Source organism: Haloarcula sp. 1CSR25-25 (assembly GCF_032027985.1).
Classification (GTDB): domain Archaea; phylum Halobacteriota; class Halobacteria; order Halobacteriales; family Haloarculaceae; genus Haloarcula.
In genome coordinates this window covers 74,295-97,979 of the sequence record NZ_JAHYBW010000007.1, presented here as the reverse complement: position 1 = coordinate 97,979, position 23,685 = coordinate 74,295, and the positions used below count along the sequence as shown (strand labels likewise).

11 protein-coding genes are annotated in these 23,685 nt (G+C 59.7%); 3 read left to right on the top strand and 8 right to left on the bottom strand.

Annotated features, from left to right (window positions below; genetic code table 11):
- Positions 1-109: 109 nt before the first annotated feature.
- The 3 genes from KZ498_RS18295 to KZ498_RS18285 all read right to left on the bottom strand — a co-directional run bounded on the left by KZ498_RS18295 (position 110) and on the right by KZ498_RS18285 (position 11,727).
- Entirely contained in the window at positions 110-1,468 is a 1,359-nt protein-coding gene (locus tag KZ498_RS18295) for a hypothetical protein (protein ID WP_312620677.1), read from the bottom strand.
- Between the two features lie 2,112 nt (positions 1,469-3,580).
- Positions 3,581-3,805, bottom strand: coding sequence for a hypothetical protein (locus KZ498_RS18290; protein WP_312620675.1), 225 nt, complete (start codon positions 3,803-3,805; stop codon positions 3,581-3,583).
- Between the two features lie 803 nt (positions 3,806-4,608).
- A complete protein-coding gene (locus tag KZ498_RS18285; protein WP_312620673.1) occupies positions 4,609-11,727 on the bottom strand; it encodes a hypothetical protein in 7,119 nt (2,372 codons plus the stop codon).
- Between the two features lie 1,231 nt (positions 11,728-12,958).
- Between KZ498_RS18285 and KZ498_RS18280 the strand changes: the two genes are divergently transcribed.
- The gene (locus KZ498_RS18280) at positions 12,959-14,287 is read left to right on the top strand and encodes a M48 family metalloprotease (RefSeq protein WP_312620671.1); all 1,329 of its coding nucleotides are present in this window, start codon (positions 12,959-12,961) and stop codon (positions 14,285-14,287) included.
- Between the two features lie 96 nt (positions 14,288-14,383).
- Here KZ498_RS18280 and KZ498_RS18275 read toward each other — a convergent pair whose 3' ends face one another.
- From KZ498_RS18275 to KZ498_RS18265, 3 genes are all read right to left on the bottom strand, one after another.
- Positions 14,384-14,869, bottom strand: coding sequence for a hypothetical protein (locus KZ498_RS18275; RefSeq protein WP_049987561.1), 486 nt, complete (start codon positions 14,867-14,869; stop codon positions 14,384-14,386).
- A gap of 133 nt (positions 14,870-15,002) precedes the next feature.
- Entirely contained in the window at positions 15,003-17,420 is a 2,418-nt protein-coding gene (locus KZ498_RS18270) for a hypothetical protein (protein ID WP_312620670.1), read from the bottom strand.
- A 442-nt stretch (positions 17,421-17,862) separates the two neighbouring features.
- Complete coding sequence (locus tag KZ498_RS18265) at positions 17,863-19,140, bottom strand: hypothetical protein (protein ID WP_311173276.1); 1,278 nt, start codon at positions 19,138-19,140, stop codon at positions 17,863-17,865.
- A gap of 139 nt (positions 19,141-19,279) precedes the next feature.
- Here KZ498_RS18265 and KZ498_RS18260 point away from each other — a divergent pair, with 139 nt between their 5' ends.
- Together KZ498_RS18260 and KZ498_RS18255 are read left to right on the top strand one after the other, a co-directional pair.
- Positions 19,280-19,738, top strand: coding sequence for a helix-turn-helix domain-containing protein (locus KZ498_RS18260; protein ID WP_049987726.1), 459 nt, complete (start codon positions 19,280-19,282; stop codon positions 19,736-19,738).
- Between the two features lie 3 nt (positions 19,739-19,741).
- On the top strand, positions 19,742-20,083 hold the full coding sequence (locus KZ498_RS18255; protein WP_081927557.1) for a type II toxin-antitoxin system PemK/MazF family toxin: 342 nt from the start codon (positions 19,742-19,744) through the stop codon (positions 20,081-20,083).
- A gap of 116 nt (positions 20,084-20,199) precedes the next feature.
- On the opposite strand, the gene KZ498_RS18250 is transcribed toward KZ498_RS18255, so the two are convergent.
- Both KZ498_RS18250 and KZ498_RS18245 read right to left on the bottom strand, forming a co-directional pair.
- Positions 20,200-21,348 carry a hypothetical protein gene (locus tag KZ498_RS18250; protein ID WP_312620669.1) on the bottom strand — a complete coding sequence of 383 codons (1,149 nt, stop codon included), beginning with the start codon at positions 21,346-21,348 and terminating at the stop codon, positions 20,200-20,202.
- 183 nt (positions 21,349-21,531) lie between these two features.
- Positions 21,532-23,337 carry a hypothetical protein gene (locus tag KZ498_RS18245; protein ID WP_312620667.1) on the bottom strand — a complete coding sequence of 602 codons (1,806 nt, stop codon included), beginning with the start codon at positions 23,335-23,337 and terminating at the stop codon, positions 21,532-21,534.
- Positions 23,338-23,685 lie beyond the last annotated feature (348 nt).

Sequence of the window (23,685 nt, the reverse complement as noted above, 5' to 3'; positions counted from 1 at the left end):
TGGGCGGGGCGGTGGGTAGTGGGTGCCGGGAGCCACACACTAACCAGCCAGCTGCGACGCCTGCTTGAGGGCCGCTCGCAGCACACGCAAAAAGAGGCCGAGCGATGGCCTACTCGTCGTCCCGCCGTCCGAGCGTGACCTCGATCGCCCGGTCCATATCGATGTGGTTGATCCACGCGTGCTGGTCGCTATCGACTGACCACGGGGCGATTGTCGGATCGTCCGACTGCCGCTTCCGCCGCGTCATCGGGCCGTCACCCCGGTCGAGGATTGTGAGGTCCGTATCACCGACGACTGCCAGGGTCGCATCACCCTTGTAGGCGTTGACACGCACCCGTTCCGCCCGAATCCGGTCGCCCACCGCGAGCGTCGGCTTGTCACCCGCCGCGAACCAGACCGTGAACTTCGCCGTGTCGCCGGCCTCGTCTTGCACCAGTCCCACCTGGTACTGCGACCGATGCTTCGGCGTCCACAGCGTGGTCACTTCCGCCTCGACCGTCGTCTCCCACTGCTCGTAGGGATCGATCGACCCGATGGGCTGCTTGATCTCGAACATCCGCTCGAGTGTCTCCTTGACGGCTATCGTCGCGTTCATCACGTCCGACCCGTCCTGGATGTGCCGGGCGATGCACTTCCCGAACGTCGCTCTGGACATCGCTGCTTCGCCTTGGAAGTGCTCGGCCAGTCGCGCGGCACCCTTGTTCACCTGAGCGAGCGTCTCCTGGTCGAGTGACGCCCGCGGGTCAGGGGCGTCACTCACGGACGTCGTCGTGACCGGTTCGTCGTCTGCCGGGTCGACCCGCTTGACGCCGACCGTCTCTGCCGGCGGGCCCTCCCACGGGTCGTCGCTCTCTGAGACGGAGTGGCGAATCGGCTGCCGCGTCCGCATATCGTCCCGCGACCGCGCCGCCCGGTTGATGCCCGCCACCTCTGCTGCGATCGCCTTCGCGCGGTTCCGCTCATCGGCCTCGAACTCGCCACGCATTCGCTCTTCAGTCGCCAGCGTGTAGTGCTCCGGGGACACCTCCGCGAACGGCGCTTTCAGGTCGCGTCGAGGCTCGGGGACGTCCATTTCCGCGAGTGCCTGCTCCCAGTAGACCCCAGTGGAGACACCACGCACCAACTCGCCGACATCGCCCTCGACGACGTCGCCCAACTGCTGGCCGTGCATCACTGCCTGAACATCCGCGTAGGTGCCACCTGCGCGGCCGGTCATCTCGCGCCTGTGGGGGAGCCCCGTCTCGTCAGCTTGGTCGTCCTCGTCCGACGTTTCGTGCTGTGAGGCAGCCGCCCGGTATTGCGCGTCCATCCGCGCCGAGCGTTCTCGCGCGTAGTTTCCGGGGACAAGTTCCTGCCCCTGGCTGTCCTCGACCGGTTCGTCGTTCGGGGTCGGGGGCCGTTTGTCGATGTCCACACCGACCACGTTATCGCCGTTCTCCAGATGGGGACTGCTGTAGAGCAGATCCATCTCGAGTTCGTCGTACTTGTCAGGCTGTCCAACCGCCGATGGGCTTTTTTGCCCTGAGTTGAAACTAGACATTGCTGTATCCGGGGAGTGATCCCCTGTCGGGCGCGCCTTCATCGCGCCCGTTTTCTGACCGCCGACCGACGGGTGTATTCGTACACCCTTCACCCCGCGGAGGGGCGAACAAACCCACCGCGGGGCGCGCCGGAGCGGCCGACGTTCCGCACGCCGACCGCCCGGCGCCGCCTGCCGACGGCCCGACGCCCTGTCACGGGCTACCTGACTCTATGATTTCAATCCCCCTCAACAGTTGGAAGGGACTGTGCGTCTTGGCCGCTGGCGCGGCCGATTTCGGGAGAAGGGACCCGCGGCGCACCGACCGGATGCGCCGCGGGTAGTGTCTGCCGGAATCGAGGCCCGCGCCCAGCGCCACAAGCTGGAAGGCGTCCGGCGGGTGCACCCCTGACGCGGGCGCGTTCGGGAGAAGGGACCCGCCGAAGGCGGGTAGTGTCTGCCGAAGGCGGTCGCGATCAGGGGAATGCACGCGCCAGAGGCATCCGGCAAGTGGTCTCCCCAAGACGTGCAGTTCATATCCGACAAGTGGGGGGGATGGTTTCCTCTTAAGCGTTCCTTCCGACACGGCGAGAGGTACTGAGGCGGCCGATTCCGTGGAGAAGGGGCCCGCGCGAAGCGCGGGAAGTATCTCCGCGGAATCGCGGCCCGCGTCAGGGCCTCGAGCTTGTCGGAACGACGGCGCTCGCGCGTGTGTGATAGCGCGAGCGCCGTCGGGTACCGGCAGGGGAGCCGGCTGCCGTCGTGAGCTGGCCGATGTCAGTGGAAGGGACCCGCGCGAACGTGTGAGCGCGGGTAGGGTCCGCTGAGATCGTGCCAGGTCAGCAACGGCACGGCGGCTTCCCCCGCCCGTCCCGTGGACGCTTAAGAGGAAAGAAATTAATTTTTGCTCGGCGGCTTCTGGCGGGTGGCCCGTACCGCCAGAACGAAGCCCGGTGCGGGGCCCTGCCCGCCGAGGTACGGGAGTCGCGAACCCGGCAGATGCGGCCGATGAACAACGTGAACCAGCCGCGCACGGCCGATTCCGGGAGAAGGGACCCGCCGAAGGCGGGTAGTGTCTGCCGGAATCGAGGTCCGGGCGCGGGTCGGTGAACGCAGATGAATCGGCCGCATATGGCCGGGGTGAGTCGTGCGTCGCCGCGCGCTGAACCGGTCGATTTCGTGTGGAAGGGGCCCGCGCGAGCTTGCGAGCGCGGGAAGGTATCCGCACGAAATCGTGACCCGGTCCGGTTCAGCGTGCTGGCGACGTGTGACTCAGGCGAACGGAGTGAGCGACGCGATCTCCCGTGCCTTCGGCTCGGCAGGCCCCGTGCCCGGCTTCGCCCCGACTCGCCGGGAGGCCGACAGAGGCGCCCGATTTCCGTGGAAGGGACCCGCCCCGGTGGGGGCGGGTAGGGTCCGCGGAAATCGCTGGTGGCTCCGGCGGCCCCTCCCGGTGAGTGCGCGGCGCGCGCTACTGCACGCGCCAGCGCAAGGGGGGCGACCGAGTGAGGAAACCTGGTCGTAGCACGACCCGATGTCTCCCGATGCCGCCGAATCCGCTCGATGAGCGGTGTTACGAGGCGCCGTCGCGGACTGGAAGGGACCCGCGAGCGGTTTGCGCTCGCGGGTAGGGTCCGGTTCGCGTCGGTGTCTCGTGACCGCGCAATCCGCGGACTTCGGCGGGTGAGTGGACGACATCGGCTCCCACGGACTGGCCGGTGAGGCGGCCGATTTCGGGGAAAGCTACGCGATTCCCCGAAATCGCGGCCCGCCGTCAGCGGCCAGAGCGTGTGGAGCAGGTCCCGGAAATCAGCCGCCGCTGCGACGCGGTCCTGATTCACCCACGGAGACCGTCCGACGAGCTCTGCTCGTCGCGGCGGTCTCGATCCAAAGCGCGCGCGACCCCGACGCGCGCGGCATCCTTCCTCGAGACACACCGATCGGCCATCCATACGCGCCAGAGCAGCGAGCCGGCGGCCATCACACCGGAACGCGGTGGCGACAGCGACCACTCGGCCGCCGAGGCCACACTGCTATGCTCTATCGACAGCCCACGGCGTCTCACGACGGCGCGATCCCCAGCCTCGAGTACTGCCGACAGCCCCTCGCGAAGTCGACGTTACCTCGCCCGGCCCCCACGTCAAGAACGAACCACGAGGCGAGAGCCGCGACACGCGGCACGTTCCTGACCTGGTTGAGATACGCATCCTGACGTCCGCGCGCGACAGCCAGCTGGGCCCAGTGTAGGCAGCTCCGCGACACGACCATCCACTCCCACTCGCTCATACGCAACGCCGTACGTTCGCCACGCACGCTCGATGCTACACCTCGACGCCATCCACCAGCTCCTACGTTACGACAGGCCGCGCTCTCCACGCGACACACAACGGCTATTCGCTCCCTGCTTCGGCTACCGACACCGCTACAATCTGATACGAATCAGACACTCGTCTTCGACGACCGCCCAGGGGGCCAGCCTGTACCCGCTGCCAGGGTACCCGCTCGCCGGAACACCTCGGTACCCCCCTTTCACACGAATCTGCCCCCTCTATACTAGTGGGAAAGGGGGTGTTCCAGTTTCTCAATAGCCGGGGATAATCGCCAGACTGTGTAGCGTTCCAGTTTCGAGAGTACGGAGAGCCGCTCGAAGGGTGTTCTGAGCACGGAGTTGACTATAGGCTCGAAATCGCAAGACAGCGCGGCGTTCCAGTTTATCGAGATGCTGGTGTGTGGTGGTGCGTAGATGTGTCCAGGTTTCCGGTGAAAACCGCAAGACTGCACGGTGTTCCAGTTTGCAAAAGGATCCGGTCTTTGCGGGAGTGTATGCTAATAATTGGCGTTCCAGTTTACCATCCTGACGCTATATGGTGATTTTGTGAGTCCTCAGAGATTCGCGTTCCGATTTACCGTTCCAGTTTTATATTACCGTGCCGTCCGGTGGTTTCTCCAAAATATGCTATTCAGTAATAGTTCTAGAAAATCGAGGATTAAGGGACACCGTCAGAAGGGAAATTATCGGAAATATCAGTTTGATTTCATAGTATTAGACGGGAGATCGAGGCAGTAGACTGAGAGAGAAAATCAAGAGGCTACTCGCGCCACTCGAGGTGCGTATAGCACCGCGTAGGCGACCCGTCGATCCGCCGGCGTTTCCGTTCGACCGAGACGCCGAACAGCGCCGCACCCCAGATTTGGAGGAACCGTTTGAACGTCACACTCGAACCTCGGTCAGGGAGAGACTCGAATCCCCAGTCGGTGACGGTGTCGACGTATTCGTCATAGGTTTCCGAACTTGGAAGCGCTCCGTCAGGGTCGGACGTGAGCTGGTTCGCAATGAACGCCGCACCACCTGCCGACTGCTCGGGCGCTGCTTCCGTCAAGAACGACGTGCCTTCTTCTGTGGGATCAACCATCTTCACACCCAATATAACGGTTCGAGTGCTGTCTTCGTTTCCACCTGACGTTGAGACGATATTGAATCCCTCTTCGAGGGCACTGATGACGTCACGATCGATGTCGAAGAGGTCTCCGTCGATACCGGTGTCCGTGTCGAACGCATCGAAGAGGGGATCGATCGTTTCTGCGAACTTGTCCTCTGATTCTGGTGGGACGAGGTTGTGCGTGCTCGCGAATTCCTGACAACGGTCGAAGGCGACATCCACGTCCACGACGTTGTTCGGTGCAGGACGGAGGGAAGCCGCAATGAACGCGGCGGTAGCTGCTTTCCCCTCATCCTGGAGTGGTTCGGAAGTATCGTCTGTCTCTCTCTCCTCGGACTGCGTTGTGTCAGTATCATCACCGTCAAGCTCTTCGTCCTTGTTGTCGGATGGCTCGGGAGTGGATTCGTCTGGTGCCTCGTCCGTCGATGATGACGCGCCAGTGTCTTCCTCATCCACTTCAGAGTCTTGCGCTTCGTCGGTCGAGACTTCGTCTTCGTGAGTCCTCTCGGGTGCCGTTCCGGGGTCAGCGGACGCCGGCTTGAGTTCGCCCGTCTGAATCGCTTCGATGAGGTCCTCGACGGGCCGAAGCGTCCCCATCTCCTCGTCGCCCGAGGTCCGATGATCGAACCAGGCGATACGTGCCTGTGCGTCGTCGCCGGCGCGGGGCGGCTCGTATCGGACGAGGGTGGCATATGCGGTTTCCGGGTAGTCCGGGTGCCGGAATTCGATGTCGGGTACGAATGGCTGGTTGACACGGACCCAATCCTCACGGAACCGCTCTTCCGTCTCGTACTTGTACGTCTGCTCGCTTCCCGGAGTCTTGACGATATAGCGAGCTGACTCGTTTGCACTTCCCGGGGGACAGGTAGCCCGGTACGGGATGCTCGAGGGAGTGAGGTTCTGGAAGTCACCGGGAGCGATACGGAGGTGTATATCCTCGTCATCGGGATGGCCGATGTTGTCGGCGGTCGGGGCGACGAGGAGGCAGTCGTCCGAGTCGGGGTCCGGGTCGCGAACCCAGATCGACGCGCCGGCGCTCTCTGTGTCCGATCGGGGGACGACAGCGGTGACACCGCCGTCGCGGGCACCGCCGTCGAATTCGATTGGTGTGTTCGATTGCGAGTAGAACCGGCGACCCGACCACTGAGTGTTCATCGGATCACGGAGGATGTTCGATAATGCGGTGGCAGGTCCAAGGTCGGGGGCCCCCGCGTCTTCGTCCCACGGCGTTTCGGCGACGAAGATGGGGAGGCGACATTCGCCACTCTTCGTAGTAGTGTTAAGCGCCTTCTTGAGGTTACGGAGTTTCTTCGTGGGGTGTCGACGTGGATCGGTCTCCTCTTCGACTGTACATGAGGTGATGTCGTCAGCGAAGCACTCCGTAGGCTCGCTGGCGAAGACTGTGAGGACGGCATCCGGGATGTCCCCGGTGTCTTGGTCGATGATCCGGCCACTGACTCGGGAGGGGACTGCGTCTTCGAGTGCCGTCATAGCGTCCCGAAGGCCGGTATCGTGAGTATCGGTCCCAGCGGTTGCAACCCAGCCAGTCGAAAAGACGTTTTCAAGAAGGAGACGAGCACCCTCGGGAGTCAACCGAATGGCGTAGCCCTCGTCGCCGGGGACGTCGTCACGGTGCTTCGCGAGTTCGATCTCGAAGATACCGTCTGTTTCCGGGATGGGAGTGTCGCCAGCGACGCCCCGATGGGTCATGATGGTGCCTAACGCCTCGATCTCATCGGCGCACGCCTTGAGCGAGGGGAGGGCATCGCGGCGACGATTACGTTCTCCCTCATTGAGGTCCTCTGTGGCGAGGGCTTTCTCGACTTCGAGGTGAAGCCGGCGGTACATCTCGTCAAGGCGCACCCAGCGGTACGTCCCGGGTCGTGGTTCCTCTCCATCGAATGGGTCGATCCCAACAGAATTGCTCTCACTGGTCCGGCGGCGTTCGATCGCCGCGGACACACTCTCGTTACTCACAGTGGTATTTTGCTGTTCGAGAGCTGATTCGTCTGCTGGCGCAGTTTCAGACTCCGTATCGATACGATCACGAACCGCAGTCGGTGGCCAGTTCCCGGTATCCCGTGCGAGATCGATGAGTTCCTGAATCCGGGCGACTTCATCCTCGGTGAGGATACCTTGGTTAAGGAGAGTCGCGACACGGCTGTTGAGCGCACGGGCCTGGATGGACTCCTCGTCTTTCCGGTACGTCGGGAGGTCGGTGTGAATCGCCCATTCCTCTGGGGAAAGCGACTTCCCCTTCTCAAGGAGGTCGGTAAGCTCCTCCCACTCGTCAGTCGTCATACTACCCTTTAGGACGTGATGAAGACTGGACGCGGGCCCGGAGCTCTCAGCAGCCGAGGGAGGAGTCTGGCGCTCGGTATTGGATTGGGTGAGCTCGGTCTTCGCTTCATCCCACTGGTCGCGAGCCCACCCACCTGAGTCAAACAGCGTGTCTGTCTGCTCACTCGTAGTGGCTGGAGAATCGTTCTCGCGACTGGTAGATACCGATTCAGCTGTGTGTTCATCGGGTCCTGCATCGTCCGACAGGACATCTACCGCGCTGACTTCCTCAGCCGGGGAGTCCTCTGTCGTCGAATCGTTAGTTGGTTCAACTGGGTCTCCGAGGTCAGGGAGCTTGCTGTCGGTGTTGGAGACGCTGTGCAGAGTTTCTTCACCGGGACCGTTGGGTGGGTCACGAGCGACTATCCAAGTCGCCCACGCGAGGACAACTGGGAGGAGTGGGTCGTCTATTGTGAGATGGTGGGCGAGTTCGGGGATGTTGAGGATCGCCCGGTTACGGACAGCCGATTCTGACTCGTCGTCGGGGATTCCGTACTCTTCGTTCGTCTGGTCGATGACGTCGGCGCGAAGCTCCCGGAAGGCCTCCTCGAAATCTTCGCGGGAATCGTAGCCTTCGGGGGGTTCCTCAGCATCCTGATGCCAGTTCGGAAGTGGAATACGGGCTATTTCGATGGTCTGGGACCGTGTCCCTTCGGAAGGTGTTGGATACTGGACGAGCCGGTGGTCGACGGGGAGATCTCGAACGTGATCCATGAAGTCCTCGACCTCGAGGTCGGCCGGACAGAGCGCCTTTGCCTGCTGACGCGTGATTTCACCGGCACGCACGACGGTCGTCTGAATATTACCGATGATCTCGGCGTACGTCGGGTCGTCGCCAACACTGTTGTCGGTGTCGGCGTCGAAGAGCTGGTCGGGCGTCTGGACGGCGAGTGAGAGGGAGACAGAGTGGTTGCGGGCGACTGCGATCATCTTCGCAAGGTCATCCGGTTCGACGAGACGGCCGGCCTCGTCGATGAAGACGCTGACGTAGTAATCGTCCGCGGTCGCCTCCTCTTTGAGGAAGGACTTGTAGAGTTCGAACTCGTACTGCATCAGAAGCTCGTGTGTGAGGACAAAGTCACGCTGGGCGTCCGGATCGAGATCCTCGACGTCGAAAATGAGGACGTCGTTCTGGCGATCGCCAGAAAGGAAGTCGGCGAAGGAGAACCGCCGGGTCGTGTTATTGAAGAGGGGTGCGAGCCGGGCGTCCGTCGTAAGCGCGTTCAGACGGTTAGTGACACCGCCGAGGATCTGCTGGGCGGTGTGCTGTTGGTTGTTGAACGGCGTCTCCATATTCCGCTTGACTGCGTGCGAGCCCGGATCAGGCAGTAATTCCTTGGGGTTGAGCGGGATGTCCGGGTCCATCAACCTCGTCAGTTCGGTGACCTGCTGGGTCTGCTCTTGGAGCTGCCAGAGGGGATAGACGTTCGGGCTGGCGTCGTACCCCCAGCGGAACGGCATCACGGTGGGCTGTCGAGATCTTGAATCGTCCTCGTTTTCATCGTTGGAGCGATTTCCGCCGCTCACGAGGTCGTCGGCAGTTGGGAGCGTGTTATTGCTGGTATCACCGCCTTTCCGCTTGTACGCAGGCGTGCCGTCGACGCCTGTCGGGTAGGTGTGCGGTGAGAAACCGGCTGTTCCGAGGGCCCGAAGGACATCACGGGACACGCGGGCGTTCTGGAAGTCGCTCTCACCCATCAGAAGTTCAGCGATCTTCCTGACAGTCTGCATAACCTGTGAGCCGTGTGTCTCCCAGCTGGTGTCCTTGGAAGCGATATCAGGGCGCTGGGGAGAGATGTCGTCGGTCGCGACGCTCTCTGCAGCCTGGGGGTTGCCGTGGGCGTCGTCAGCCTGTTGGGCGGGTCGTGTGTCGAAGACCGTTAGTCCGGGGAGGACCTCGGGCATATCGAACCAGTGGACTTGCTCGCGCACCCAGTCTTCGCCGAATTCATCCAAGAGACCGCGCACAGCGAGTTCACCGACGTTTGCGCCAGGGCCGGCGTAGATGATGATGGGGCCGTTCGTGGCCTTCCGACGCTCGACGATCTCGTGAGCTTGGTCGACAGACTTCCCGGAGCCGGGGAGCCCTTGGTGGAGGATCGACCGGTCCATATAGTCCGTGCGATGTTTGACGGGACGAGTGAGGTCGCTAGCGTGGAGACGATCGAACGCATAGCCGAGCGTGGCCCCGTCAATGTCCGTACCGATGATTTCGTTGTCCTCGGCAGGAGAGAGTTCAGAGAGTGGGGCTGTGTGGGAGAGTTGGCGTTCCATATGGGCTGCGAGGTCGTCCGAGACGGCGCTGGTACTCGGGAGTGCTGTGAACGAAGGGAGTTCGTCGGCGGCGGCGAGGACGATCGGCCAGCGGCGACGGAGAGAGTAGTGTAGGCCGAATGTGGGTGCCCTACCAGCATACTCCTGAGCGCGGTGAAAACGGTACGAGTCACGGAGCTGTCCGAGCGTATGTCTCCGCCATCCAAACTGCCGTGCCCACTTTGCGAGGCGGCTGTTCTCTGGTGGTTCAGTGAGCTTGTTGAACTCGCCGTCAGCAGCAGTCGCCCACGTTTTTGCGAGCCGCCAGGCGTCGTCGCGAGCCGTAGTCCGCTGGCTGGCTGCGGCTTTAGCGAGCGTCTCGGGAGTCACTCGGAGAGTGTCACCTCGACTCGCTAAGGTCTCGATGTCGGTGTCGGAACCAGATAGATCGGCAGTACTGTCTATCTCGTTGAGATCGGGCTGTTCTTCGGTGAAGACGCCCCCGTCACTCGCCGTATTTGTCGAGGCAGAGGTGGTATCCTCGTCTGAATGGAAGAGGGGGGAGGGGACGGGGTGGGCCTCTGAGGAGGGTTCAACTGACCCTCCAGCAGTCTCTTCGAGGGCGTCGTTCAAGAAGGGAGTGGGTTGGGTGAAGACATCCATCGTGACTTTGAAACTCCGAGTCGCACCCTTGTTCTGGAGTTCTTCGTTCCGTGTCCCTTCCGCGCTCGCAACTTCCCCACGGACCCGACTGCTCTCTCGTTCTCGAGCAGCGGCCCGGTTTTCCTCGGTGGTATTCTCTCCCGAGCTTGGTGTCGAACGGCTACGCCCACGGCGGTTCGTTCGTTTGTCGAACTGGGTACTTTCCTCACCCTCGATGACGTCGAGTTTCTGCCGAATGAGATCGCTAAGGTCGCCCGCGGATGTAATCCGGGCACGGAGTAGTGCGGGTTCGTCGGTCTCGAGGAGGGCATCGAGGGCGGCTTCCATCGGAGGGGCTTCTTCGGCAGCGGTTTCGTCGAAGACGTTGAGTCGCTGGAGGAAGTCCCAGCGTCGGGTTCCTCGGGAGCCGAGTGGATAGCTCACGGGCGCTTCCGGGCAAACCGCAGTGAACTGATCCTCAAGATGCTCTCGGAAGTACCGTTGAGGAATCGCCTCGGCTGCAGCTGCGCGTTCGCTCGGTGTGGGCGTGTCCTCGTCGATAGTCCGCCCACCGTCTGTCGCGGCGTCCGATGATTGCGCGTTACTCCAAGGGAACGTCGCTGATGGGGTCGCATCATTCCCGAGAAGATGCTTGCACCGCCGGTACGGCCGGGCGCGGAGGAGTCGCTGGAGCGTCGTCGAGACGGGTGTGACGTCGTAGTCGGGACCACCGAAGGCTTGTCGTACCCAGTTGTGCTTCGTCCGGTCGAGCGTGCTCGTCTGGCCGTCCCCGATGAAGTGGATTAGAACCTCGATTGCGAGTCGGTTGCCATCGCCTTCAGTAGTTTGAAGCTCGCTTTCTTCTCCTCCGATCTCGGGGTCGTGAGGTGCCGATCGGATGATGACTTCTAGCCCGTCAGTGAGATTGGGTAGCCCTTCGATCTGTTTGGTGATTGTCTCCGGTGAGGCCGGCTGATCGGAGGCCGTAATACGGTACCAGAGGTCGTCTCCTGGTCGCGGTGGTTCATCTTCATTGAGTTCGTACACGGCTGGTGCATCGAGAGGATCGAGGAGGCGCTTGCTCTTCGCGTACGCTGTCTCCGAGACGGCGGCATCAGCTGTGCTACTGGCGCTTGCGTGAGCGGGTGGTGCGATATACGACCACGTGCTGGAGTCTTCGTCGGTGACGTAGTCTGTGATCGTACGGTCGACACGGTGGAACCCTTCGCGGATTGCCCAGCCTGTTATCGCTGCGAGCGCGTGAGCATAGACGTTGAGAGTGCGACGGAATCGGAAGAATTTGATTTGTGTTCGCCGGAGCGTTCCGATGCCAATAGTATCGGCCACCCAGACGATCGCGCGGACGAATCGAGACCAGACCGCAAGCATCGCCGTCCACGTCCGCCGCATCCGCCGTGCGACTCCGAGAAGGAGGAACACGACGAGAGACGTGAAGATGACAATCCCTGCGATAATGGGATTCTTGAAGCTCCAAATGAGGAGCCCACCGATGAACTCCTGCACTCCACTCATCCATCCACGAAATTGATTTGCGGCGTCGACGATCCCACTAAGGTACGGAGCATACCAAGCGGGGCTTGAACTCGACTCGGCGGTAGCCTCCGATTCTCCTCCGTTTGAGCCGCCTCCTGCGGATGTGTTGGCTGTGGTGGTCGTGGATGATTCTGAGTCCGGCCGCCAGCCCTGATCCCACTGAACGGCGTAGTAGTTGAGGAGGGCCATCCGGAGTTCGTTCACCGTTGCGTTATGAGTTGCCGCGAACCGGACGGCTCGTGCGTCCTCCGGAAACACGGAGAGAGATTGAGCGGTCTCGTACTCGTGAACTGTTTCGTTCGTGAGTGGATAGAGCTTGAGCTTCGGGGTTTGCTCAATCTGTTCCTCTGACGGCATCCACCAGTCGGGGTATTGCTCCGTACGATAGTATCGGAAGAGCCAATCCTCGATGGTTTCAGCCGACTCTCCGTTCTTCGCAGCTTCCCGGGCCTGTGTTGCGTCTTCTGGGAAGATCGAGAGATCCTGATCCTGCTGGTAGAGATGAACTTGGATACACGCGTAGTGTTCCGTCCATCCGTACGAGTTATTGTTTTGAATTTGGCACGGCGAGGTTGCATTCGTGGATTGCAGCGAAGTAGAAGAGAGGTTCTGGCTCTCTGTGGTACTCGTGGAGTCAGCGGGGTGTGCTGCGAGAGCTGGGCCAGTGGCTGCCGTGAGTAGGATACCGATGACGCTCAGGGTCAACAGAACACCGTAGAGGGGATGGCGATTCCTCGGGCGGCCTGAGCGAGGGGACCGAGACGTCTGGGTCGGCTCTACCGACCGCGACGGATGCGAAGTGCGATCTGTCCTTGTATCGGGCGGCGACTGGGTATGGTCATCGGTGAGCGGGGCCGGCGAGAGCCAAGCTCGAGTGAAGGCTGGGAGCGTCGGCATAGCCAGTAGTGGCCTCTACAGATATTTCATCTGCTCAGCGTAAAATACTATTCGGGAGTTTTGGGCCGATTGATTGCTCGCTCAGTCGAGGCGCGGTGTCTCCTAAGCAATCGTTTTCATAGCCAGTTGTGGGTCGAGGGACTGGAGCCCCCGGACAATTTTTGGGTTCAGATAGCATGATCTACGGTAAAAGATGACCTCGAATGGCGACTCAAGCCCCTGTCCACGGTGGCGACGAGTCCTATCCGAGGCTCGTTCGTCGTTTGCGTGGATACCTTCGCCGGTCGATACGTTGGTCTGGTGGGGGCTGGGTGTGTTTCTTACTGCCCCCATAGTGGCGGGCTTCAGTTATGTTCTGGTCAGATTCGTGTTTGGGGTTACATCGGCGACGGCGCTGCTCTTCGTCGGGGTGACGGTCCCGATGCTTATCGCAGTGGGACTTGGCTGGCAGATCGGTGCTGTGGTAAACCGTTACGATGAGTATAGGTTGAACCGCGAAGAGGCATCGACGTCCACAAAACCATCGGAAAACGCGGATCAAATCATCTCGGAAAAATATGAAGTGGCCGAAGGCTTCCGGTGGATCTCTTGGCTTCCAGATCACCTGAACAACTTCTTCGTGCTGTTCTTAGGGGGGTCTATCGTCAGTGGCGGATTCATCACTCTGGTCTGGATGTTCTTTGTTAGACTAACGCCAGAATACCCGATGCCCTCACCGAATGTCGTCGTCAAAGGACTCTTTCCGATGCTCATCCTTGCGAGCTATTTCGGGTGTTTGGCGGTGACAGGTGCGCCGTTCATCTCGATGTTTTGGAGAGAGACGACAAGTCATCTTGAGACGCCGGAGGCGCGCCACGATCACGCTCTCCGGGTTGCGTTGGTCGTTGGTGGACTCTTTATATTAGTTGTAGCACCGTGGACGGCGCTGCCGATTCCATCTGAGCTCAGAATGCCGGTGACCTGGGCGCTCGCGTTCACCTACCTGTTCTTCGCAATCACGCTCTTGCCGTTTCTGAATATGGCGCGGCCGCTCACACCTGAAGAATACGCAGTGATCGTACCAGAGGAGATCGATGCTGACCCCCAAACGTCGATTTGGGTTGCCACGGTGGGACTTCGGTCGACGGCGATGGCGGCGGGTGTCTGGCCCTTTCGCCGGGTCTTCGTTGGCGAGAACCTCCTCGAAGATGACAGTATTTCCCCAGAATCACTCCGAGCAATCCTCCACCACGAGCACGGGCATCACGTTCTTGGACATCTTCGCCTCGCTGCTGGGGCCGGATTGATTTTCTTCGGTGGTGTCGGTGGGATACTCGCGGTTGTTTCGCCATCGATGCAGACACTCGGTGTGGTGATGGGCATTCTCGCGTTCGGGTTCCGGTTCGGCCTCGTACGGTGGGTTCGCCGAGCTGAGTTGGCTGCCGACGAATACGAACGACAACGGGTGGGAAGTGAGACTGCGATAACCGCATTGCAGTCGGTTGCCGATCTCCGAGCGAAGGAGAGTTCGAAGAAGACGGGGACGTCGTCCCTTCCGTGGGGGGCTCCGTTTGTTATCGAGTGGTTCCTTCGAGTTCACCCCTCAGTCGAGGATAGGATTGCGGTGCTCCGAGAGCGACAGGGGTGTGACAGCTCGCGTTAGCAAGAGCGTGGTCAAAGGTTGTAGTTACTGATGACGCCGAGAAGGTGGGGACGGCAAGGCGGTAGTCTGCCAGCGCCAGTGATCCACTCAACGCCGTTACGTGGTGGGCGCACAAGTGCCGCCGGTCGCCCACTGGATGAGGTTAGCGATAGCGCCCCAAAGGAGGATGACGCCGGCGATCGCGACCGCGCCAACCATCAGCCGGAGGCCCCGCTTTTTCCAAGACTGGTTCCAGCCGTAGAAGTAGAGGATACCTCCGAGGACGAATCCTCCGGGGACGAGCGTCCATCCAAGGAGGAAGATGAAGTCGTTGATGTTGTGGATGGACTGGATGACTTCATTTGAGCTAACCTCAGTCCCATCTGGACAGTCTGCCTGCAAGATCACACTCATCTGCCGAGTCCAAATCGGCGCGGCCTGAGCCATCAGGTCGGCTTTTATCGTCGCGAACTGTGCGCGGGCAGCCGTGAGGAGTCCAAGCCCGCGTAGGCCACCAGGGAGGGCATCCGCGATGGCAAAGGCTACGAGCTGGACACCGAGGAGTACGCTGGTCATATCTGTCTCCCGGTTAGTTTGAACCATGCTGGTCTAACACTTAACTCCACCGGGGGGTACTGGCGAAAAACCGCTCTCTCCGACTGTGCTGGTGGACTACAGGGGAGGTGAGAAATGACGAGAGGCAAGGTAGACGGAGCGAGAAGAGAATGGAAGAGTATTATTCGGAGTTAGTGTCGTCAGCAACGTCCCCAGAGGAGGGTGACCCCCCACTTCCGTCTGTGATGGGGTCAGTTGGAGGCTCACTCGTTTCGCTGGATTTCGTACTGGAGTCAGTAGTTTCCTTCTCAGCAGCTTCTTCACCTAAACCACCGGCAGTCTCAGCGCTCTCCTCGGGTTGGGTGGTAGTCTGTTCACTGCGAGCGGTGGCAGCCTGCTGGCGGCGCTGTTCAACCAACTGAGCGGTTGCGGCGGCCGTCTCAGGTTCAGTAAGGAGATCAACCGTGAGCTCGCTCGCGTGGATTTCGAGGTGTCGACGCGCGATTCCAGTGACGCTCAGGAGACATTCACTGAACTCGGATTCCTGTCCACGTGCAAAGCTCTGGATGGCCTCGACATCAGCTGGGGAGAGGTCGTAGTAGTCGATCACCTCGTCTGAAATTGATTCCTGATAAAATAGCTGCTTGATGTCGCATTGGTCGTAGATCGCGCGTGGTGAGTGGACATCGTCAGTCTCCTGCATGAATTCTTCTGCAGTCTGGGAGATGAGCGTCAAGCCAGCGTTGAAGTGTCGGGAATGGCGGGTGAACAGGCCGATGAGCGAGCGGGCAGATTTCTGACTGAGCAGGTAGTGAACCTCCTCGAAGATGACCTCCATCCGGCGGGAGTTCTCGCGAGCCCGCTGGTAGCTCCAATCAAGCATAACGTGCTGGAGGAGAGGGGCTTGATTGGTATCCTGGAAGGCACTCATATCGAAGACGATGAGCCGCTCGTCCTCGAGGTCGACGGTCGTCTTCCCAGAGAGGTTCGCAGCGACGCCACCTGGCTGGAAGGCTTCGAGCGAGCGGAGGAGGCTGTTGGCTTCGGACTTGAGGTTGCTGTCGTCCTTCGACTGAAGTCGGGAGGTGACTTCGTCGACGCGTTCATCGAGCTCGTCGCGTTCCTCACGGTGAAGATCGGTGGCGTCTCCCTGGTAGCTGACGAATTCAAGTGGGTCCTCACCATCAGCAAGGGCCTTGAGGATGTCGAGGACGTCTTCCATAGTGGGGTTTTCGCGTTCGTGGGTGCGGGGTTCGGAAGTGATACCGTACATAAGGTATGCAAGGTGGAAGACCTGCTGAATGAGGCCAGCACGTTCGGCGCTCAGGCTGTCGCCGCTCTGATCGTAGAACGTCCGCACCATCCCCGTCAAGGAACGGAGTTTGTCCTTATAGGGGTCTTCGGCCTCACCCGTACCGCGGTGGATTTCGAGCGGGTTGATTGTGACGTCGCCGCCGAAGGTGACGACATCGCCACCGAGGGTCTCGAAGAAGTCGACAAAGTCGTCACCGGTGGGGTCGAATGCGATAGCGGTGAATTCAGGGTCGATGAGGAGACGGCGCCAGAGAGAAAGTTTCGCGGCGAACGTTTTTCCGGACCCGATCTTCCCAGTGATGACTTTAGAGAAGCCGGAGAGGCTGTATCGGTCGACGATGACAGGGTTTCCGGTCTCATCGAAGCCATAGAGGACACCGTCCTCGTGAGCGATGGCGGGTTCGACGAAGCCGAAGAGGGTGGCCGCCGCGTCGTGTTCCATAAGGTCCGTGTTCTGGATAGGGTCGGAGACGACAGGTGCGATCGCGTCTTGAGATTCAAGTTGGCGAAATTCGAGAGGAACGAGTTCGACGTCGCGGTCAGCCACGAGTTGCTGGACCTTCCGAGCGGTCTCTTCGAGTTCATCACGGGTACTGCCAGCGACTTCGATGTAAATACCGATGTCGTAGAGCCGAGTCGTCCCTTCGGTGAGGCGACGAAGGAGACGATCGAGTTCTTCCCGGCGGTTGAGGTCTTCGTGATAGTCTGTCGCGCCCTTTTCCTCCTTCCGAGAGAGGGCGATCTGGAGTTCAGTGAGACGATCCTGGAGGGCACCGCGAATCGTCGTGGGATCGCGGGGAGAGTGATGGTAGCTGACGCGGACGTCAAGATTGGTCGTGGTGAGGTTGATAAGCCAGCCACCGAAGACACTCTCGGGAGCACTTGCGGGTGTGAGGATACGGACGAATTCGCCGTTCCGGTAGAGAGTGGTTGGATCTTCGGGGACGATACTTGGTGGGGCGACGCTCGCTTGGTCGATCTGGGCTTGGCTGTCGGCGTCTTGGATGAGTCCAAGGCGGAATTCGTCGGGGTCGGCGGCCTCGAAGTCGATGAGGCGGGCAACCTGTTCACGGATGTTTGCCCGACTCGTCTCCCGGCCTTCCTGTTCGAGGATGCTGACGGCGCGGTCGAAGGTTTCGTCGTCGATTTCCTCGAGGTTGACGTTGGCTGGATCTGTTCGGGCGGAGGTACCGGCACCAGGGATAGCTCCAAAACTACCGGGAAGCCGAGAGAGAAGACGATTCAGAACGCCGCTGTTGGCCTCCGTCTCAGGTGCGCCTTTCATTGCGTTTGTAGATGGATGTTGAGCCGAACCAACAAATCGACGTGACGCAAGAATACCGAGACCGAGGAGGAGGGCGACGCCGACAGCGACGCCGACAAGAATGAATGGTGACGGAGCGTTCGGGCCGCCTTGGATCGCTCGCTGGATCGTCTGAATGATCTGTTGCACTTGCCCGGTAGCAGATGCTATTCCGAGTACCCAGGCTACTGGGACGCTACTCATGCTATCGTGGGATACGTAGTGCCTCGGTAAATGGTTTCGCCCGTTGATAGCTTTCCGCAAAGAAGGCGTTTCGACAAGTGGGTTGAGGGAGGGCAGCGAGTTACCCCACAAACTACAGAGATAATTCACTCGTGGGGTAACGCTGGCAGTGGTCCTACCTCAAGTGCCGCAGGAACAGTCGAGAAGATGGAAGTAGAGATGTTGGGATGGTCGGGAATCACTACGGCCGGCGAGGTGGGAGAACTTCCGCGTAGGATTTGGGAGAATACTCGTCGAGTGGTGAGTCGGCGTGGTTGTAGTAGCGGTAGAGGACGTCCAGAACGTCTGCCCGGTCGTCCATCACTTCGGTCTGAACACCGGTCCTGGGGAGTGCTTCAGCAAACTCGTGTTGCCGACTTCTAACTTCAGAAATACACTGTCGTTCGATGACGTCGTCGTCGGTATTCGAGCCGATCCGAGAACGAACTGAGGAGGTGACAGAATTGACACAGCCGACAATTCGCTGGAAGAGAGATCCCGAAACAACGTCTGTAGAGTGGCCATAAGACTGTTCTCGGACGTGCGAGCTCTCAACCCTAACGGCGATGTAGAAATCACGGACTTTGACTCGCCGGGTACCGACCGACTCGTTGAGCCAGTCGATGTACGTCGACCGACCAAGCTGCATAATGTCTGGCGGATCCTCAGCCTCGTAGGCTGCACGTTCGATCTCCTCGAAGTGTGTCGTCAGGTCAAATTCACGAGGAAGGGCGAGCACTTGGAAGGGGTAAGAGATTCCACGGAGAACATCAGCGTACGCGTTGATCGTAGACTGGCGTCCTTCATCGTCGAGGGAAAGCCAACTCGTCGGGGTGATGTGAACAAGGCCGACGTACGCGGGTTCCTCATTGTCGCTCTCGGTGACTATAATACCGTCTTCGCGAACGTACTCGAAAGCTAGTTGCGCCTGCGTTGTTGTTTCCTTCTGCGTGAGCTGGTGGTAGTACTGGCTCGGGTCGCGCTGTGGGCGTTCGCGAGAGTGCATCTGCCCGCCATCAGTGACGATTTGCTGACCGCTGTTATCATCTGAGGCGGACTGCTGGGGGGCACTCGAGGACGAGGATTCTGGGTCCGGATCACTGTTGTCGTCCGAGGGGTCGGAATCCTTAGAATGGAGGGTGCAGATGTCGTCAAGGTGCTGTCCAGAAACGAGACCGCGTTCGACGGGTTGCCAGAGATAGCGATCCGGGCCCACGCTGTGTTTTGCAGCCCCGATGAGCCACTCGCGAGGGGTCTGACCGGCAGGTGTTCGCCAGAGAACGTACAAGCCGACAATGAGGCCGAGAATCCCGCTTCCGATAGTAAGTAGCCCACTGAACGAGGGCTCGAAGACGTTGTTGATACCGGACGCAAGGATGATAGCGGCGAGTGGGATTACGCCGACTTCGAGATCGCTGACGCTGAGTCCGAAGAAGAGGCGATGCTCGAGTAACTGGCCGGCTACTGGGTACCGTTTCATGGGACGTCTTGTGTGAATACGTGTCGTGAATGCCTAAAAATTCTCTCCCCAATAGAGATTGAAGGTACTTAGAAGACGACGTCAATGCGGCGCGTCCTGCGAAAGTCTTAATGACACTCGGTGACAAGTAGTGACAACGATGCCAATCCACGTCCGTGAACTAACAAACGACGAACCGTTCCCCGTGAAACCAGAGACGAATGAGTACGAAGCGCTGCGCTTCTTGCTCTCTCACCGTGAGTACGGTTTCACGCCAAGCGAAATCGCAGACCAGACCGATATCAGTAAATCAAGCGCATCGAAGACGATGACGCGGCTCTTCGAGAAGGGGCTCGTCGAACGGTCACAAGGTGCCTACTACGTCGACCCAGACCGAGCCGAGAAGCTAAAGCAGCGGCTCGAATCTCTCGACTCAGTCGTTCAGCTCTTCGAGTCTGCGCCTACCGATGACGCCTACGCTGAAGAAGGATGGGAAGAAAAAGTTCCAAGCATTGACCCGAACGGAAAGTCAGGAACTGACGAAACGCACGAACCAACTGCCGAAGACGAAGCAGGAGAGATCATCGCAGAGCTTGAAGAGGATGCCGTAGAGGAGTAATCGATGGGCTATCAACACGGACACGTTGTATCTATTTCAGATCCATACGAGAGGCGGCCATCTCGTCCAGTCGTTATCATCTCCGACGAAGACTGTCCTGACCACGGTGAGCTCTATACGGTCGCAGCAATGACCGGAAGCGAACAATACGGACAGAATCGCTACGCCGTCACCGTTGAACAAGATGAACCTGAAGTCGGGGAGTTATTGAAACGCTCCTATGTAGAACCGTGGGCGACCAAACAAGTCGACCATAGCGATATCCGCGATGTCCACGCCAGATTCGGTGAAGACACTATGAGACGGCTCGCAAAAGCATTCGCAGCAATGGTTCTCAAGGGGTAGGACAGCCTAGTTCTGATACAGGATATCACCCCATAACACCACATCTCTGACGCGCCGACTGCTCAGTAGCTCCCTTCCGACCGCGGCTACGATGAAGTTGGTTACGCTCGTATAGGTCAATCGGACGCGAAGAGGTCGGGAGCGCTCGTCTCCCACTCGGTGAGCTGGATGAGCGGCTTTTGCGACGGAGCGACGAGCGCGCCGTACTGGCTCTGAAGCCAGCCGTCGAGGGTGTTGCCGATCTCTCTGTTCAGGTATTTGTCGACGGGGACATCGAAGGAAATGATTTTCTTCCAGGTGTCGTTCTGGCGGTTGAGGCCGACATAGACGCCAGTTTTCGTTCCCTCGAGGTAGCCGAGGACAGTCAATTCACCGGGATTCTCGTCAGTATTTAGGCCGACAATAGGAGCACCGTACTCGATGGACGGAAACCAGTCAGATGCCGCAGTCCACATACCACCGGGGGCCGGCTCTGGTGCCATCACATCGATGTAGACCTCAATCTGGATGTGGTCGGCCGGTGGCTCCACGAGCAGGTCGATCTCGTTGAGGTAATCGTGATTGGCGTCTTCGATGAGAGTGGCGACTGGCCGGTCGCGAAGACCGACTTCCTCGGCCTCTTCTCCGGAGATAGAGTCGGCCCACGCCTTCCGCCAGACCCCGTCAGTGTGGATCCGGTAGCCGTATTCAACGACGTGACCGGACCGATCGGGGGCAGTGACCTTCATCAGAAAGGCGATTACCTTGTCGGTGTGTTCGATCTGAATGAGGGGAATGGGGATCACCTCGACGAAGGACTCCTGGTAGATCCCCCCAGGGGTGAGTATCTCCCCAAGTTCACCGTGCTGGAGCGGGCGCGGTGGGAGCTGAGACACACAGGCGGCCGCGAAAGTATCATAGAACGACGGCCGGACGGTTTCCTCCTTGTAGAAGGTGGTCGCCCAAGTCGCGATACGATCATCGATAGCCTGGGAGAACTTCTCGTCGATGGAGTCCTCGGTGAGGATGGTCCAGCCGGTCTCTGGTTCGAAGCCGACACCGAACCAGGAGTCTCCGGCCACGAAGCGGAAGCCGACGATGCCCTCACGGTCAACCCAGTCATCACCGATAGCGACGACGCCACCCAGATTTTGAATGCTGGAGGTGTCGACACGGGTGTGAATATCGGTGCCGTCCAAAGTTGAAGGGGACTCGAAACTATCGGGTGCTTGGAGACTGATGAAATCCGAAATCGAGAGTGGGTGCCTAGGGAGAGCCGCCAGCACGCGACGGGCGGTGGTGGTTTCGGAACCCATGTGTTTGTGTTTCTGTACTAATCTACCGTGTTCTGCTATTTAAAATATCAGCCGGGAAGCACGCTCAGCGAACACAGCACAAAAGAGCCAGTAACTAGTTCTAACGTGGTTCTGGAAGTGATTCGGAATCAACGAGGAATTTGAGTTGAATCGTTATGAGCCGGTGTTGCGAGTTCTGTCGACGTAGTCGTCGACGGACTCCTGGATTTGTTCCTCCGATGGTGAGGAAGAGGGCGGAGAGACATCTCGATTGACGAGGTCAGGGCGCATCGCCTCCACTTTTTGCTGGTCTTTTGCCTTCACGCGGTCGTACCAAGCTTGGACTGATTCGTTGACCGAATGCGGATTCGCCTGATCGATGTCGGACCCGCCAGCGACCGCTTGGGCCTCCCTAGGATTCGGTGCTCTGTCTTCGTATTCGAGAGTCGATATCTCACCCTCCGGAAGAGGAGGATTCCCCTCAGGTAGTGCCAATACTTCATTATCCGCTGCCACTTCGCTGTCCGTACTTGCCCCCAAATCGTCATTCGGTGGGTTCCAATCGCCGTTCTTCACTCGCCGATAGGCGTGGCCGGGCCAATTCGCAATCGGCTCGTTGAGATTATTTTTCACGTGGCTCACACCCGCTTTCGCCTCACGAGCGCCGAGCGCCACGCCACCGCCTGCTAATCCGGCCCCAGCTCGAGCACCCTGTCCCCACGTAGCCTGACTCATCCATTCTTTCCGTGATTTTACGCCACGGTAGGCGCGCTGCGCGTTACTCAGTGCAGTATTCCGTGCCGACGAGACACGTTGTTTTAGATTGGTCTTCGTCGAACTAGCTGCCTGTCGAGGGTGGAATTCGGGTTTTGCTGAGCCAGTCGCTCCATACGCCTTTGGGCCGGTTCCGCTACCGCCGCCGAAGTTTCGGAGGGTATGCTGTCCGGCGCCACCGCCACCGGGCGGAGTCGGTCCACCGCCACCTCCTCCGCCACCACCACTTCCTCCAGACGAAGACGGACTACCACTGCCACCGCCGCGTAACGCACTCAGGCCACTAAACCCCAGAAGGTGACCGGCGGAACTCCCACCCATCGACAGGGCCTGGATCCCGACGAAACCGGCGAGGCCGAGGCCGGAAAGCCAGCCGAGGAACCGCTTCCAAAGGACGAGCTTATTCTGCGATGGGTCAATTCCGGCAGTGAGTGCTTCTGGACCGTGAGCCCCGCTCGCGTTAGCCACACAGATGTCCGGGGCAGACATACTGCAGCCGGTCTGAAGAGCGAGCGCGACGAGCGGCCCCGCGAGGAGGAGATACGCTGTGACCTTGAAGACAAACATAGCGACGTCGTTCGCGTACCGAAGTGGTCCCCAGTCGGTGTACCACATAACAAGCAGGATCGGGAAAGCGGTGTAGACGAGATGGATCATAAAGATGCGGAGGAAGAGGATCATCACAACGAGAGCGATAGCGATGAGAGAGATTGTACCGGCGGCGAGGTAAACGAGCACAGCGGCGATAGCCGAGCCCATCAAATCGCCGATGGCGTTGTTGAGGGCGGGGCCGGCGAGGGAGACCGCGTAAGTCTCGGGCATCACGAGCTTCGTAACGCTATTCGTGAAGACGACCGCGACGTGGAGGAATGGACGGATGAGAGCGAGTGCGAAGAGGGCTTTAACAATACGGATTCCCTGCCGTAAATAGGAGCCCTCTGGGGCTTCCGAAAAGAGTGCCGCGATCGTCCCGAGGACGATGACGGTCGGAAAGAGAATCAGCGAGTACTGGAGATTCTGTATAAAAGTGGCATTCGCCCCTTCCTGGTAGTATAATGGGTCGATGACGAGAAACTCCTGGACCATACCCACGAAAACCTCGCCCAGGACGTTCGTCAAGCCGGTCGCGAGCGTGTTGACGATCCCCTCGAACCAATCCTCTGGGTCAAGAGGATTAAATAGTGGAATGATCGGGAGGGCAGCCATCGCCGCAGTGGAGGAAACAGTCTGTTGAGCTGTGGGTGCGACACCCAAAAGACGATCTTGAACTTTGGCCGAGAGGACGCTGGATGACGTCGACGGTTCCGTTGCAGAGGTTTCTGTTGAGTCCCCAGACTTTCGGTGGCGAAGACGGCAACCGACACGGTAGAGCCACCTACTAAGGGTGGTTGGAGAGCGCTCCATGTGAATCGCTGTGTCAAGATATGTTGTCCAATACCTAAAACTTCTACCCCCGAACCAATCGGAGATAGCCACTGACCGAGGACAGTGAGTCGCGCTACGATCTCATCGTCAACTGAAGTTCGTAAGGTTGGCTGAATGACGCAGAAGTGA